The organism is Roseitalea sp. (assembly GCF_984466335.1).
Genome location: NZ_CFIFWG010000065.1, coordinates 1 through 15,367 on the forward strand (window position 1 = coordinate 1; position 15,367 = coordinate 15,367).

A 15,367-nucleotide genomic window follows, 5' to 3' on the forward strand; every position below is an offset into this window, starting at 1 on the left:
TGGGCCGCGCAGGGTCGTTTGATTCTGGCCGAGCGGCCGATCGAGACGGGCGATGCGCTGTGCGCGGCGCTCTTTTATGCGGCAAACGACGATGAAGCCGAGGATGCGCGCGCCGCCGCCATCGGTCACCAGGCGGGCGCGCTCGTCAACATCGTCGACAATCTCGAACATTCACAGTTCATCACGCCGGCCATCGTGGACCGCGATCCGGTCACCGTCGCCATCGGAACCGAGGGCGCCGCGCCGGTCCTGGCCCGCAAGATCAAGGCCGACATCGAAGAGCGGCTGCCCGCCTCGCTCGGCCTTCTGACCCGGATCGGCCAGCGCTTCCGCAAGCGTGCCGAGATGCTCGGCGATTCCACAAAGCGGCGCGCCTTCTGGACGCGGTTCTATTTCGGCGCCGGCGACCGCGCGCTCAAGGCGGGCGGTGAGACGGCCGTGCGCGAGACGCTGGAAACGCTGCTCACCGACGCGATCGAAACGCGCCGGGGCGCGGGCTCGGTGGCCTTTGTCGGCGCCGGGCCGGGTGATCCCGAACTGCTCACGCTGAAGGCCCGCAACGCGCTGCACGAGGCCGATGTCGTGCTGCACGACCGGCTGGTGCCGCAGCCGATCATCGAACTGGCCCGGCGCGAGGCGACCATCGTCGAGACTGGCAAGACCGGCTTCGGCCCGGCCTGGAGCCAGGATGCGATCAACGCTCTGATGATCGAGCACGCATCGGGCGGGGCGCGCGTGGTGCGGCTCAAATCGGGCGATCCGGCGGTGTTCGGCCGGCTGGAGGAGGAACTGGACGCGCTGGACGCGGCGGGCATCGCCTTCGAGATCGTGCCCGGCATCACGGCGGCCTCGGCGGCCGTGGCCTGCCTGGGCCGGTCGCTGACCCGGCGCGGGCGCAACGCCTCGCTGCGCATCATCACTGGCCACGACGCCGAAGGCTTCGCCGATCACGACTGGCGTGCGCTGGCCCGGTCCGGCGAGGCGGCGGCGATTTATATGGGGCTGAAGGCCGCCGCCTTCCTGCGCGGGCGCCTCATGATGCACGGCGCCGATGCCGCAACGCCGGTGACGGTTGTCGAGAATGCCTCGCGCCCCGACCAGCGCATCGTCGCCGCCACCCTCGCCGACCTGCCCGAAACGCTCGGCGGGGCCGGCATCGCCGGTCCGGCCGTGCTGCTTTACGGCATCGCGCCGCGCGGGGCGGAAGCAGCCCTCGCAGACCTGGCGGTCGAAGCAGAGGCCGTCTGACATGCCAAGACAGAAGCATCCGCAAGTGGTCACCGCCAACGACCTGTTCGAGGGGGACGTGGTCTATCTGACCGTGGACGGCGGCTGGACGCGCCGGCACGGCGAGGCGGCCGTCGCCGAAACGCCGCACGAGGCCGAGCGGCTTCTGGCGCTCGCCAATGCGCAGCCCGAAAAGATCGTCGGCGCCTATCTGGCCAACGCCGCCATCGGCGAGGACGGCCGGCCCCGGCCGATCCATTTCCGCGAGGCGTTCCGCACGCGCGGACCCTCCAACTATTTCCACGGCAAGCAGGCGGAACAGTGAACCATGTATGCCTATGACGATTTCGACGCCGGGTTCGTGCGCGCGCGCGTCGCCGAGTTCCGCAAGCAGGTGGAGCGACGCATCGACGGCGCGCTGACCGAGGACGAGTTCAAGCCGCTGCGGCTGAAGAACGGGCTCTATCTTCAGCTTCACGCCTATATGCTGCGCGTCGCCATCCCCTACGGCACGCTCAACGCGCGCCAGATGCGGCAACTGGCGATGATCGCCGAGCGCTGGGACAAGGGCTACGGCCATTTCACCACGCGCCAGAACATCCAGTTCAACTGGCCCAGGCTGAAGGACGTGCCGGACATTCTGGATGCGCTCGCCGATGTCGAGATGCACGCGATCCAGACCTCGGGCAACTGCATCAGGAACGTGACCGCCGACCATTTCGCCGGTGCCGCCGCCGACGAGATCGAGGACCCGCGCCCGACCGCCGAACTGCTGCGGCAATGGTCGACCGACCATCCCGAGTTCCAGTACCTGCCGCGCAAGTTCAAGATCGCCATCACGGGCAGCCCCAACGACCGCGCGGTGACCAGGGCGCACGATATCGGCCTGCGCATGGTGCGCAACGAGGCCGGCGAGCCGGGCTATGAGGTGATCGTGGGCGGCGGGCTGGGCCGCACGCCGATGATTGGCAAAACCGTGCGCGATTTCGTGCCCAAGGCCGATCTTCTCCCCTATCTGGAGGCGATCCTGCGGGTCTACAATCTCGCCGGCCGGCGCGACAACAAATACAAGGCGCGCATCAAGATCCTCGTCCACGAGACCGGGACCGAGGAGATCAAGACGATGATCGAGGACGCGTTCGTCGAGCAAAAGGCGCTGTTCCAGGCCCCGCCGCAAGAGCTGGTCGCGCGCATCGAGGCGGCGTTCGCGCCGCCGGCGTTCGACAACACCCAGTCGCTCGCCTTCGAGCGGGCGCAGGCCGACGATCCGGTGTTCGGCGCCTTCGTCGAGACCAACGTGGCCGAGCACAGGAACCCGGCCTACGGCATCGTATCGGTGTCGCTTAAGCCTGTGGGCGGTACGCCGGGCGATGCGAGCGCCGACCAGATGCGCGTTCTGGCAGATCTCGCCGAGCGCTACGGCCATGACGAATTGCGCGTCAGCCACGAGCAGAACATCATCCTTCCCCATGTCCGGAAGGCCGATATCCCCGCCGTGCACGCCGCGCTGAAAAAAGCCGGGCTCGCCACCGCCAATATCGGCCTGATCTCGGACATCATCGCCTGCCCGGGCATGGATTATTGCGCGCTGGCCACGGCCCGCTCGATCCCGATCGCCCAGGAACTCGCCACCCATTTCGACGCGCTCAGGCTCGAACGCGACATCGGCCCGCTGAAGATCAAGATTTCGGGCTGCATCAATGCATGCGGCCATCATCACGTCGGTCACATTGGCATTCTGGGCCTCGACAAGGCCGGCGTCGAGAACTACCAGGTCACGCTGGGCGGCGACGGCACCGAGACGGCGGCGATCGGCGAACGCACCGGTCCGGGCTTTGCCGCCGAGGCTCTGATCCCGGCGATCGAAACCATCATCGACACCTATCTGGGCCTGCGGCAGACGGCCGACGAGACCTTCCTCGACGCCTATCGCCGACTTGGCGCGGGGCCGTTCAAGGACGCGATCTATGACGACCGACACGACAGCGCCCGCGCCGCGTGAGGCGGAGGGCGAGACGCTCGCCCTCCTGCGGGCCGCCCTCGTCGGCGGGCGCTACGGCCGCCTCGCGGCCGTTTCCTCGTTCGGCGCGGAATCGGCGGTGCTCTTGCACCTGATCGCGCGCATCCGCGCGGCAACGCCGGTACTGTTCATCGACACGGGCATGCTGTTCGCCGAAACGCTGCGCTATCGCGACGATCTGGCGTTTCGCCTCGGCCTGACCGACGTGCGCACGGTGCGCCCCGGCCGCGATGCCGTCCGGCGCGGCGACGCCTGGGGGCGGCTGCATCTGACGGACCCCGATGCGTGCTGCGATTTGCGCAAGACGCGCGTGCTCGATGCGGCGCTTGACGGGTTCGACGGCTGGATCACGGGACGCAAGCGGTTTCAGGCGGCGACCCGGCTCGCCATCGCTCCGGTCGAGACCGCGGCCAACGGCAAGACCAAGCTCAACCCGCTGGCGCACTGGTCGCCGGACGCGCTCGCCGATTACGCCGCCCGGTTTGACCTGCCTCAGCACCCGCTGGTCGCCCATGGCTACGCTTCGATCGGCTGCGCGGCGTGCACCTCGCCCGTCGCGGACGGCGAGGACGCGCGCGCCGGACGCTGGCGGGGCCGGGACAAGACCGAGTGCGGCATCCACATCGTCAACGGCGCGATCGTGCGCGGCGCGCCAAATCATGCCTGAGGACACGTCATGCCTGAAGAGATGGACATGATCATCGTCACCGACGCCGGATTTGCGCCCGACGACCGGGCCGAGCGCCTTCTGGCGGGCGCCTATGGCGAGGTCGCGCTGGCCGACCTTGAGGCCGGCCTGCCCACCGACCGGCCGCGCCAGGTCGGCCTCAACCTGCCCAACGACGCCGACCCCGGCCATGTCGCGCCGTTCTTCGATACGGTCGCGGCGATCATCATACCCTTTCCGTCCTTCGCCGACGGGCGCGGCTTTTCGCTGGCCACCCGCTTGCGGCGACTGGGCTTTGCGGGCAGGCTGATCGCCCAGGGCCATGTGATCGCCGACCAGTATGCCCATGCGCGCCGCTGCGGGTTCGACATGGTGGCCATCGATGCGACGCTGGCCGCCCGGCAGCCCGAGGACCAATGGACGGCGCAGGTGCCCCGCATCAATACGACCTACCAGAACCGTTTGCATCAGACAGCCGAAGTCGCCTAACAGGAAACCATGACCATGAACGAGATGACGGCAGTCACCGGGCCGGTGAAACCGGTCGCCCTCAAGGACGGGCAGACCGTGACCCATGTGCGCCACTATACCGACCGGCTGTTCGCCTTCCGGCTGACGCGGCCGCAATCGCTGCGCTTCCGCTCCGGCGAGTTCGTCATGATCGGCCTGCCCGGCGACAATGGCAAGCCGATCCTGCGTGCCTATTCGATCGCCTCGCCCTCCTGGGACGAGGAGTTGGAATTTTATTCGATCAAGGTGCCCGACGGACCGCTGACCTCGCGCTTGCAGAAGATCGCGGTGGGCGACCAGGTGATCCTGAAGACCAAGCCCGTCGGAACGCTGGTCATCGATGCGCTTTTGCCGGGCAAGAGGCTCTACATGCTGGCGACCGGCACCGGCATCGCGCCGTTCGCCTCGCTCGTGCGCGACCCGGAGGTCTATGAGAAGTTCGACCAGGTGATCCTGACCCACACATGCCGCACCAGGGCCGAACTGGCGTACGGCCAGGAACTGATCGACAATCTCGTCAACGACCCGCTGATCGGCGAGATGGTCGAGGGCAAGCTCGTCCACTATCCCACGACCACGCGCGAAGACAGCGCGAGGACGGGGCGCGTCACCGACAAGATCCGCTCGGGCGAACTGTTCGCCGATCTCGGCGTGCCGCCCTGGACCATCGACGAGGACCGGGTGATGATCTGCGGCTCGATGGGGCTGAACCTTGAGATCAAGGAGCTTTGCGAGGCCGCCGGCATGGTCGAAGGCGCCAACAACAGGCCGGGCCACTACGTGCTCGAAAAGGCGTTCGTCGGTGAAACCGAGGCGGCGTAGCGCCCGGCGCCTTCATGGCGAGCCTCGATCCCTTCTGGTCCCGTTGCATGGTGGGCCGTGCCGATATTGCATGGCGCCGGCTCAGCGCGGGCCGGTCGCGCGGCCACCGTCCGTGGCAAGGCGCAGGCCCGACCGCTCCTGCCGGCCGAGGCGGGCAGGGGGGGCTTCCGAATCGGGAAGGCGGATCTCGAAATGGGTGCCCACGGCCCGGTCCTCGCGCAACTCCAGCGTTCCGCCATGGGCGGCCACCAGTTCGTGGGCGATGGCAAGGCCCAGGCCGGTGCCGCCCCCGCGGCTCGAACCCGAAAAGGGCGCAAACAGATGCTCGCGCGCCTTGGCCGGCAGTCCCGGACCGGTATCCTCGATCGAAACGATCGTGCTCGATCCCATTCGCCCGGCGGAGATCGTCACCCGTTTGACGGTCGCCGGATCGTCGTCCCCGCGCAGCGCCTGGACCGCGTTGCGGGTGAGATTCATCAGAACACGAAACAACTGCTCTGGGTCGGCGTCGATCTCAAGATCGTCGGGCACGGCGCTGCCGAAAACGATCTCGCCGGCGGGCTGAAGGCCCAGCAGATCCTCGACATCGGCGACGATGCGCGCAAGGCGGACACGGCGGCGCACCGGCGCCTTCTCCTGGGCCTTGCCGTAGGACAGAACGTCGGACGTATAGGCCGTCGCCCGGTCGAGCGCACGTATCAGCTTGGGCGCAAAGCGCTGCACCGCCGGATCGTCCGTCTCGGCCAGCCGATCGCCAAGAAGCTGGGCCGAGGCGAGGATGTTGCGCATGTCGTGGTTGATCTTGGAGACCGCAAGGCCCAGGTCGGCCAGCCGCTTCTGGCTGCGCAGGGTCGACTGGAGCCGCATCTGCATGCCGGCCAGTTCGCGCTCGGCAAGGCCCAGCTCGTCCGAGCGCTTCTCCGGCACGATGACCGCGTTCGGATCGGCCGGATCGGCGGCAAAGCGCAGCATCGACCGCGTCATGCGCAGGATCGGGCGGATCATGATCCGGTTGATGGCAAGAAACACCAGCGTCGCGCTGATCAGCGCGATGATCAGCGACAGGATCGCAATGTTGCGGGCGTAGGTCAGCATCGCCATGCGCAGGGACCCGTCGTCCATTACCAATTCGATCCGCCCCGCGCTGTCGCCGATCGGCCCGGTGACGCGCAGCGTCTGGTCGCCGCCGGCGAACAAGGTGGCGAACGCATCGCGGATCGCGCCCAGGGGCGAGAAATCGACGACATCCACATGCTGGTCGACGGCCACCGGCATGTCGCTGACCACGAGCAGTTGCGACCGGCCTTCCATGCGCAGCGCGATCGTCCTGGCGCCGATCGCCATCAGCACGTCGTCCTGCACCGATTGCGGCAGTTCGGCCGTTTCCTCTGCGGTGATCAGCACGCTCGCCGCGGCCGCCGTGTTCAGGCGCTGTTCGAGCCAGCTCATGCGGAAGTTGGCGACCGATGGCACGAAGATCAGCACCTCGGCGATCATCACGAACAAGATGGTCAGCCACAAGAGCTTGGCCGAAAGCCGCCGGCGCGGCTGCGCCGCGCCGGACGGAGCCGGCTCACCGATCTGCGTTCGCGCCGTCTCGTTCATGGCCGTCATGATAGAGCGTTTGCGGCCGGGCCGCCACGGCTGGCGGTCAACATTGTCAATCCGTGCGCCCCGGTTCATGTCCGCCTATCCGAAACGGCGCAGGAACCCCACGATCCGGCGCACGGACGGCTTGCGCGTCACCGGGGCGGCGAAGCTGGTCGCCGCGCGCTTGGTGATCTCGGTCATGGTCGGGTAGGGCGCGATGAAGCCGCGCAGGTCGCCCGCCTTCATCTTCCTGGAGATCGCCAGCGCGAACATGTTGATCATCTCGCCCGCATTGGCGCCGGCGATCGAGGCGCCAAGGATCCGCCCCTTCCTGTCGGTGATCATCTTGACCAGGCCGTCGGTCCTGCGTTCGGTCTGCGCGCGGTCGTTTTCGGCATAGGGCCAGCGCAGGACCGTGATGTCGCCCTTTCTGTGCCTGGCCTCGTCCTCGGTCAGGCCGACATGGGCCAGTTCCGGATCGGTGTAGGTCGCCCAGGGGATCAGGTGGTTTTTCGGCTTGCCGGCCACGCGGAACAGGATCGACTGCACGACCAGCCCGGCATGGTAGCCGGCCACATGGGTGAATTGCGGCCCGCCGGCGACGTCGCCGATGGCGTAGGCGCGCCTGTTGGTGGTGCGCAGCGCGTCGGTCACCTCGATGCCCTTCCTGCCGTGGGCGATGCCGGCCGCATCGAGGCCCAGACCGTCGACATTGGGCGCCCGGCCCGTGGCGATCAGAATGTGCGTGCCGTCGATATGGGATCGCGCACCGTCATGCTCGACCGTCACCCGCACGCCCGTCTTGCCCCTCGGCTCGACCGAGACGACCTTGGTGTCCTCGCGGATGTCGACGCCATCGGCGCGCACCTTGTCGATCACGATCGTCGCCAGTTCCGGATCGTCCTTGCCCATGGCCTTGAGCGCTTCGACGACGCTCACCTGCGAACCCAGCCGCCGGTGCGCCTGTGCCATCTCCATCCCGATCGGCCCGCCGCCGACCACGATCAGGTGGCCTGGCCGCCGGGTCTGGTCGAACAGGGTCTCGTTGGTCAGGTAGGGCACCTGGTCGAGGCCCGGGATCGGCGGCACGAAGGCGCGGCTGCCGGTCGCGATCACGAAGCGCCGCGCCTTGATGGTGTAATCGCCGGCGACGACGGTCTTTGCGTCCGAAAACGCGCCGCGCGCCTGGATGACCTTGACGCCCAACGCGGTGAAGCGCTCGACGGAATCGTTGGGCGCGATCGTCGCGATCACATCGTGGACATGGGCGTGCACGCGGCCGAAATTGACCTCCGGCTCGACTGCCTTGACGCCGAACCTGTCGGCGTGGCGCATGGTCTGCGCGGCCTTGGCCGCGGCGATCATCGCCGTGGAGGGGACGCAGCCATAGTTGAGGCAGTCGCCGCCCCTCTTGCCCGCTTCGATAAGCACCACGGACACGCCGAAAGCGGCGGCCGCGGCGGCCACGGTCAGCCCGCCCGAGCCCGCCCCGATAACGCAGATATCCGGTGTCAGCACCTCGCTCATGGTCGTTTTCCCCTGATGGCGGTTCGTTCGGAATGGATCGGCGCCCGGCCGACGGCTCAGCTTGCGGAAACCGCCTTGCGGGCGCGCCACTTCCTGATCGCCAGCGGAATCGCCGCGACCACCGCCAGCGCGACGAAGGCAAGCGTGATTTCGGTCGTGATCAGGTCGCCCACCGAGGCGCTGGTGCCGGCCGCTTCCGCCGCGTCCAGCACCGAGCCGATGCCCCGGCCCAGATAGGTATAGGCGAACACGCCCGGCAGGATACCGATAAAGGTCGCCACGATATAGGCGCGCAGGGACACGTTGAACAGGGCGGGGGCGATGTTCATGACGAAGAACGGAAAGACGGGCGCGATGCGCAGAACCAGCAGATAGCTGAACGCGTCCTCCTCGAAACCGTCGGCCAGCTTCTTGACGCGGCCGCCGACACGCGCGCGCAGGAAATCGCCGAACGCGGAGCGGGCGACGAGAAATATCGCCGTGGCGCCGGCCGTCGCGCCGACCGCGACGACAAGGCTCCCCGTCAGCCAGCCGAACAGGAAGCCGGCGAAGATGGTCAGGATCGAGGCGGCCGGAAAGGAAAAGGCGACGGCGGTGGCGTAGATCGCGGTAAAGCCGAGGGTCGACAGCCAGCGGTTGGCCTCGACGAATGCGGTCAGCCCGTCACGGCTCTCGGCCAGGAAGCCGAGCGTGAAGAAACGCTGCCATCCCATCAGATAGGCAAACCCAAGTCCCGCCGCGATGGCGATCACCGGCGCGAAGCGCTTGGCGGTGGACCTAAGATCGCCTTGCTTCGGCGTGTCGCTGGGCTTGGTCATGGTCGGGTTCGATGTATCAGTCATCGGTGGCGCTTCCAATGCGGACGAAATGTGCGAGATGGCCGGTGTGGCGCTCCTCACATGACGGGGCGGGCGGTCAACAACAACTCACATCGGGGTGACACGACAAGCCGTGAACCGGGCGGGCGGCCCGTTCACGCCGGCGTGAGGCGAAGGTGCTTCGGGCGGGCTTCTCCGGAATTGACTTTCCCGCCCGCTTCGCACATAAGCCGGCGCACGTTTGGGCACGCGCGTCCGGCGCGCTGTCGCCGTTGTTCCGCCAATGGCCCATGGCCCTATACAGTTGAACGAGAAGGCCGCTTGCCGCGGCGGATGATCCCATGACCAAACGCACCTACCAACCCTCGCGCCTGGTTCGCAAACGCCGCCACGGCTTCCGCGCCCGCATGGCGACCGCCGGCGGCCGCAAGGTTCTGGCCCGGCGTCGTGCCAAGGGCCGCAAGAAGCTGTCGGCCTGAACGGGACGAGCGCCGGGCGCGGCGCGGTCTCGCCCGCCATGGCGTCCGGCGCGCCTGGGGCCCGCGCCATGCTGCGCAAGCGCGCCGATTTCCTGGCCGCGCGCCGGGGCATTCGCGTCGGCGGGCGCATGGTTCGGCTCGAAATGCGCAGGCGCGAGCCCGGAGAGGCGGGCGAGCCGCCGCGTGTGGGCTATACGGTCACGCGCAAGATCGGCGGCGCCGTGCAGCGCAACCGCGCCAAGCGGCGGCTGCGCGAGGCGGTGCGGCTGGCCGCCGCGCGTGACATGCGGCCACGACATGACTATGTCATCATTTCCAAGCCGGATGTGTTGACTGCCCCGTTCAGCGCATTATGCGAGGATCTGTGCCAGGCGATTGCCCGGGCCCATGGCAAGGGCGCGCGCACGGGCCTCGAACGGACAACCGGACACGAAGACCAAGCGAGCCCGAAGCGGAGCCATGCACAATAACAACCGCAACCTGTTCCTGACCATCGCCCTTTCGGTGCTGATCCTGACGCTTTGGCAGATCTTCTATGTCAATCCGCAGATCGAGGCCGAACGCGCGGCGCAGCAGCAGGCCCAGGCCGGCATGCAGGTCGAGGCGCAGGCCGGGACCGGCAGCGCCGATACGTCCGCTCAAGCAACGGCCGGCGCAGACATCCCCCAGGCGACCGTATCGGGCGCGGCTCCGGCTGCCGGAGCGGTGGCCGCGGGCGGCACCGACCGCGAAACGGCGGTCGCCTCGACCGGGCGCCGCGTTTCGATCGAAACGCCGACGCTGACCGGCTCGATCAATCTGACCGGCGCCCGCTTCGACGATTTGTCCCTGAAGAACTATCATGTGGAGGTCGACGACGCCTCCCCCATCGTCGGCCTCCTGTCGCCGGTGACCGCGCCCGATCCCTATTTCGCCGAGTTCGGCTATACCGGCCTTGAAGGCGTTCCCGGCCCGGACGCCGAATGGCAGGTGGACGGCAACGCCGTGCTGACGCCCGACTCGCCAGTCACGCTGACCTATTCGGCGCCGGGCGGGCTCGAATTCTCGCGCCGGATCGCGGTCGACGAGAGCTATATGTTCACCATCACCGACCGGATCGCCAACAATGGCGCGGGTGCGGTGGCGCTTCAGAATTACGGGCGCACGACGCGCTACACGATTCCGGCGACACCGCCGATCTTCATCCTGCACGAGGGCATGATCGGCGTCACCGGTGAGGAGGGGCTGACCGAGCTGACCTTCGGCGAGATGCGCGACGACGGGCAGGTCGCGCCCGGCAAGTCGAACGATGGATGGCTCGGCATCACGGACAAGTACTGGGCCACCGCGCTGATCCCGCGCGACGCTTCGTTCCAGCCGCGCTACTCCTACTTCACCGACGGCGCGTCGCGCTATCAGGCCGACTTCCTTTCGGACGCGGTCACCATCAATGCGGGCCAGGCGGCGACCATCGAGAACCTGTTCTTCGCCGGCGCCAAGAAGACGCGCATCATCGACGCCTATGAGGTCGATCGCCAAATCCGCCAGTTCGAACTGATGATCGACTGGGGCTGGTTCCACTTCATCACCAAGCCGCTGTTCCATCTGCTCTACTGGCTCAATTCCGTGTTCGGCAATTTCGGCGTGGCGATCATCCTGGCCACCGTGCTGATCAAGCTCGCCTTCTTCCCGCTCGCCAACAAGTCCTACGCCTCCATGGCGCGCATGAAGGTCGTCCAGCCCAGAATGCAGGAGATCAAGGAGCGTTACGGCGACGACCGCGAGAAGATGCAAAAGGCGATGATGGAACTCTACAAGAAAGAGAAGATCAATCCGATCGCCGGTTGCTGGCCCGTCTTGATCCAGATCCCGGTCTTCTTTGCGCTCTACAAGGTGCTCTACGTGACGATCGAAATGCGGCACGCGCCCTTCTTCGGCTGGGTGCGGGATCTGTCGGCGCCCGATCCGACCTCGATCTTCAACCTGTTCGGCCTGCTGCCGTTCGATCCGGGCGCGGCGCCGCTGCTCGGCCCGCTGCTCATGGTCGGCGTGTGGCCGCTGCTGATGGGCGCGACCATGTTCGTGCAGATGCAGATGAACCCGCCGCCGCCCGATCCGACGACCGCCATGGTCTTCAAATGGATGCCGGTCGTCTTCACCTTCATGCTGGCGACGTTCCCGGCGGGCCTTGTCATCTACTGGGCGTGGAACAACTTCCTGTCGATCCTCCAGCAGGGCGTGATCATGCGCCGCCACGGCGCCAAGATCGAGCTTTGGGACAATCTCAAGGGCATGTTCGGCGGCAAGTCCAACCAGCCGGCCGAATAGCGCCCGACCGGCGGCAATCAAGGAGAAGGGTCCGATGAACGATTGAGCTCCGATCCACGGCCCAGGCCGGGTGGATCCTCGTCAACCGAACCAGCCACCCAATTCGGAGTTCAGCCATGCACGGCCCTCACCCCTCCAAACCCTATCCGCTCGACGGCTATACGCGGGCGGTTTTCCTGAAAAACTTCATCACGCGCCCGAACATCGAGGTGGGTGACTACACCTATTATGACGATGCGAGCGGCGCGGAGCGTTTCGAGGAACGCAATGTGCTGCACCATTTCGATTTTTATGGCGACAGGCTGGTCATCGGCCGCTTCTGCGCGCTCGCCACCGGCACCACCTTCTTCATGAACGGCGCCAACCACGCCATGGGCGGCTTTTCCACCTATCCGTTCAACCTTTTCGGCGGCGGATGGGAGCAGGGCTTCGACGACAAGACCTGGATCGATGCCGGCCGCGGCGACACGATCGTCGGTAACGATGTCTGGATCGGCAATGGCGCGCTGATCATGCCGGGCGTGACGATCGGCGACGGCGCCATCGTCGCGGCGCGGTCCGTCGTCGCCTCCGACGTGCCGGCCTATGCCGTCGTCGCCGGCAATCCGGCGAAATCGGTGCGTATGCGGTTCGACGGCCAAACCGTCGACGCGCTTTTGCGGATCGCCTGGTGGGACTGGCCCGCCGAAAAGATCGCGCGGGGCCTTGATGCCATTCGCGGCGGCGATCTTGATGCGCTGAAGGCGATCGCCGATAAGCGGCCATGACCGATATTGCGGACCCGCCACCCGATGCCGCGTCGCCCGTCCGGGCGGCGCTCAAGGCCACCGGCGCCTGGACGTTCGTGCGCGGCGTGCCGTCGATGGACTATCTGCCGCCCGAAGGCCCGCCCGAGATCGCCTTCGCCGGCCGCTCCAATGTCGGCAAGTCCTCGCTGATCAACGCGCTGACCGGCAGGAACGGGCTGGCGCGGACCTCGAACACGCCGGGGCGCACGCAGGAACTGAACTTCTTTGTCCCCGACGGGTTCTCGGGCGCGATGGACGACCTGCCGCCGCTGGCGATCGTCGACATGCCCGGCTATGGCTACGCCAGGGCGCCAAGGGAGACCGTCGAGCGCTGGACGGACCTTGTGTTCGACTATCTGCGCGGCCGCACCACGCTCAAGCGCGTCTTCGTGCTGGTCGATGCGCGCCACGGCATCAAGAGGAACGACGAGGAGGGGTTGGACCTGCTCGACCGGGCGGCCGTCTCCTACCAGATCGTGCTGACCAAGGCCGACAAGATCAAGCCGCCCGAGGTCGTCCGCCTCGTCGAGCGGACGGCGCGGGCGATCGGCAGGCGTCCGGCGGCCTTTCCGGGCGTCGTCGCGACCTCTTCTCAGAAGGGGCGGGGCCTTGACGAACTGCGCCGCGCCATCGTCCATGCCGTGGCGGCATGAGGGCGGGGCCGTTCCCTGCCATAGGCGCCTTCGCCCACAATCAATCGTCCGGACGGCTGGAATTCCCGGCCGTCACCGACTATCTGCTTCGAAAACGGGGTGCGTCCGGTCGTTCGAGCGCCCGTCAAGACATGCGCGCATCTGAACTGGAAGACTATGAAGGCCGATTTCTACGAGACATTGGGCGTATCCCGCGATGCCGACGACAAGGCGCTCAAGAGCGCCTACCGCAAGCTGGCGATGCGATTTCATCCCGACCGGAATCCGGGCGATTCCGCCGCCGAGCAGAAGTTCAAGGAAGCCAACGAAGCCTATGAGACGCTGAAGGACCCGCAGAAGCGGGCCGCCTACGACCGTTTCGGCCACGCCGCCTTCGAAAATGGCGGCATGGGCGGCGGCGGCTTCGGCGGCGCGGGCGCTGCGGGCTTTGCCGATATCTTCGAGGACATTTTCGGCGAAATGATGGGCGGCGGCCGCGCGCGGCGCGGTTCGGGCGGGCGCGAGCGGGGCGCCGACCTGCGCTACAATCTGGAGATCACGCTGGAGGAGGCGTTCGCCGGCAAGACCGCGCAGATCCGCGTGCCGACCTCGGCCACCTGCGAAACCTGTTCGGGTTCGGGCGCAAGGCCCGGCACCAGCCCGGCGACCTGCGGCACCTGCAACGGCGCCGGCCGCGTGCGTGCCGCCCAGGGGTTCTTTTCGATCGAACGGACCTGCCCGGCCTGCAACGGCCGGGGCGAGCAGATCACCGATCCGTGCGAGACCTGTCGCGGACAGGGGCGCGTCACCCAGGAACGCGCGCTGTCGGTCAACATTCCCGCCGGCATCGAGGACGGCACGCGCATCCGCCTTGCCGGCGAGGGCGAGGCCGGCTTCCGCAGCGGGCCCGCCGGCGACCTCTACATCTTCATCTCGGTGACGCCGCATGAGTTCTTCCAGCGCGATGGCGCCGATCTTTACTGCAAGGTGCCGATTTCGATGACCGCCGCGGCCCTTGGCGGCCAGTTCGAGGTCGGAACGCTCGATGGCGGCCAGACCAGGGTCAAGGTGCCCGACGGCGCCCAGTCGGGCAAGCAGTTTCGCTTGCGCGGCAAGGGTATGCCGGTCATGCGCCAGGCGACGATGGGGGACCTCTATATCCAGATCGCCGTCGAAACGCCGCAGAACCTGTCCAAGCGCCAGCGTGAACTGCTGGACGAGTTCGAGCAGATCTCGGCCAAGGAAAACAGCCCGCAATCGAACGGCTTTTTCAACCGTATGAAGGACTTCTTCGATCTTGGCGACTGACCGGCGCAACGAGGGCGGCGCCGAACCGGGCGCGCCTTCGGGCGCCAAGCCCGTACCGTCGTCGGTCTGGAGCGAGCGCCTGCGCTTTCTCGGCGCGATGATCCGCTCGCCGCGCGGCGTCGGCTCCATCGTGCCGACCGGCCGTCCGGTCTCGCAACTGATTGCCAGCCACGTCAACGCCGCCTCGCACCTTCCGGTCCTTGAACTGGGGCCGGGCACAGGGCCGGTGACGCGCGAGATCCTGGCGCGGGGCGTTGCGCCCTCCCGGCTGCATCTGGTCGAGTATTCGGCCGACCTTCACGCCCACCTCAGACACACCTTCCCCGACGTGAATGTCATCCACGGCAACGCGTTCGATCTCGATGGCGCGTTCGCCGGGCGCGGTCCCATGCAGTTCGACTGCGTCATCTCCGGCATTCCGCTGCTCAATTTCGGCCATGCCGAGCGAAACGCGCTTCTGGAGGATGCGCTCGCGCGCGTGCCGCCGGGGCGTCCGATGGTGCAGATCACCTATGGTCCGCGTCCGCCCGTCGTGCCCGATGACCCTGCCATCGCCTATCAGGGGTCGCGCCGCATCATGCGCAACGTGCCGCCCGCCAGCGTCTGGCTCTATTCAAGACCCGATTGATTGTCCTATAGCCCTGCGCTTGAGTGCGCGGTGCCACCGCCGCC

The 15,367-nt window shown here is 67.2% G+C and carries 16 protein-coding genes; 13 read left to right on the forward strand and 3 right to left on the reverse strand.

The window, feature by feature from the left end:
* The 6 genes from cysG to AC5E6L_RS07815 form a co-directional block, all read left to right on the forward strand.
* Positions 1-1,248, forward strand: a 1,248-nt coding sequence (gene cysG, locus AC5E6L_RS07790) for a siroheme synthase CysG (RefSeq protein WP_491772424.1), incomplete at its 5' end; no start/stop codon positions are given.
* Between the two features lies 1 nt (position 1,249).
* Positions 1,250-1,552: a DUF2849 domain-containing protein gene (locus tag AC5E6L_RS07795; RefSeq protein ID WP_491230079.1), complete on the forward strand. Its 303-nt coding sequence runs from the start codon at positions 1,250-1,252 to the stop codon at positions 1,550-1,552.
* Between the two features lie 3 nt (positions 1,553-1,555).
* Positions 1,556-3,229 (forward strand): nitrite/sulfite reductase, encoded by a 1,674-nt coding sequence (locus AC5E6L_RS07800; protein ID WP_491772426.1) that lies wholly within the window; start codon positions 1,556-1,558, stop codon positions 3,227-3,229.
* Positions 3,195-3,914 (forward strand): phosphoadenylyl-sulfate reductase, encoded by a 720-nt coding sequence (locus AC5E6L_RS07805; RefSeq protein WP_491772428.1) that lies wholly within the window; start codon positions 3,195-3,197, stop codon positions 3,912-3,914. The genes AC5E6L_RS07800 and AC5E6L_RS07805 overlap by 35 nt, the downstream gene beginning before the upstream one ends.
* 9 nt (positions 3,915-3,923) lie before the next feature.
* The gene (locus AC5E6L_RS07810; RefSeq protein WP_491772430.1) at positions 3,924-4,403 is read left to right on the forward strand and encodes a DUF934 domain-containing protein; all 480 of its coding nucleotides are present in this window, start codon (positions 3,924-3,926) and stop codon (positions 4,401-4,403) included.
* Between the two features lie 15 nt (positions 4,404-4,418).
* Positions 4,419-5,246 carry a ferredoxin--NADP reductase gene (locus AC5E6L_RS07815; protein ID WP_491772431.1) on the forward strand — a complete coding sequence of 276 codons (828 nt, stop codon included), beginning with the start codon at positions 4,419-4,421 and terminating at the stop codon, positions 5,244-5,246.
* 81 nt (positions 5,247-5,327) lie between these two features.
* Here AC5E6L_RS07815 and AC5E6L_RS07820 read toward each other — a convergent pair whose 3' ends face one another.
* The 3 genes from AC5E6L_RS07820 to AC5E6L_RS07830 all read right to left on the reverse strand — a co-directional run bounded on the left by AC5E6L_RS07820 (position 5,328) and on the right by AC5E6L_RS07830 (position 9,181).
* Complete coding sequence (locus AC5E6L_RS07820; protein ID WP_491772433.1) at positions 5,328-6,860, reverse strand: sensor histidine kinase; 1,533 nt, start codon at positions 6,858-6,860, stop codon at positions 5,328-5,330.
* Positions 6,861-6,935: 75 nt separating this feature from the next.
* Positions 6,936-8,363, reverse strand: a complete 1,428-nt coding sequence (locus AC5E6L_RS07825; protein WP_491772435.1) for a dihydrolipoyl dehydrogenase family protein — start codon at positions 8,361-8,363, stop codon at positions 6,936-6,938.
* Positions 8,364-8,419: 56 nt separating this feature from the next.
* A complete protein-coding gene (locus AC5E6L_RS07830) occupies positions 8,420-9,181 on the reverse strand; it encodes a TVP38/TMEM64 family protein (RefSeq protein WP_491772437.1) in 762 nt (253 codons plus the stop codon).
* A 341-nt stretch (positions 9,182-9,522) separates the two neighbouring features.
* Here AC5E6L_RS07830 and rpmH point away from each other — a divergent pair, with 341 nt between their 5' ends.
* The 7 genes from rpmH to AC5E6L_RS07865 all read left to right on the forward strand — a co-directional run bounded on the left by rpmH (position 9,523) and on the right by AC5E6L_RS07865 (position 15,323).
* Positions 9,523-9,660: a 50S ribosomal protein L34 gene (gene rpmH, locus AC5E6L_RS07835; RefSeq protein WP_109766713.1), complete on the forward strand. Its 138-nt coding sequence runs from the start codon at positions 9,523-9,525 to the stop codon at positions 9,658-9,660.
* A gap of 38 nt (positions 9,661-9,698) precedes the next feature.
* Positions 9,699-10,130 (forward strand): ribonuclease P protein component, encoded by a 432-nt coding sequence (gene rnpA, locus AC5E6L_RS07840; protein ID WP_491228863.1) that lies wholly within the window; start codon positions 9,699-9,701, stop codon positions 10,128-10,130.
* Positions 10,120-11,967, forward strand: coding sequence for a membrane protein insertase YidC (yidC, locus tag AC5E6L_RS07845; RefSeq protein ID WP_491228864.1), 1,848 nt, complete (start codon positions 10,120-10,122; stop codon positions 11,965-11,967). Before rnpA ends, yidC begins: the two co-directional genes overlap by 11 nt.
* A 116-nt stretch (positions 11,968-12,083) precedes the next feature.
* Positions 12,084-12,734: a CatB-related O-acetyltransferase gene (locus AC5E6L_RS07850; protein WP_491228865.1), complete on the forward strand. Its 651-nt coding sequence runs from the start codon at positions 12,084-12,086 to the stop codon at positions 12,732-12,734.
* Positions 12,731-13,408 carry a ribosome biogenesis GTP-binding protein YihA/YsxC gene (gene yihA, locus AC5E6L_RS07855; protein ID WP_491228866.1) on the forward strand — a complete coding sequence of 226 codons (678 nt, stop codon included), beginning with the start codon at positions 12,731-12,733 and terminating at the stop codon, positions 13,406-13,408. The genes AC5E6L_RS07850 and yihA overlap by 4 nt, the downstream gene beginning before the upstream one ends.
* Before the next feature lie 156 nt (positions 13,409-13,564).
* Complete coding sequence (gene dnaJ, locus AC5E6L_RS07860) at positions 13,565-14,695, forward strand: molecular chaperone DnaJ (protein WP_491228867.1); 1,131 nt, start codon at positions 13,565-13,567, stop codon at positions 14,693-14,695.
* Entirely contained in the window at positions 14,685-15,323 is a 639-nt protein-coding gene (locus AC5E6L_RS07865) for a class I SAM-dependent methyltransferase (protein ID WP_491772441.1), read from the forward strand. The genes dnaJ and AC5E6L_RS07865 overlap by 11 nt, the downstream gene beginning before the upstream one ends.
* The last annotated feature ends 44 nt before the right edge of the window (positions 15,324-15,367 follow it).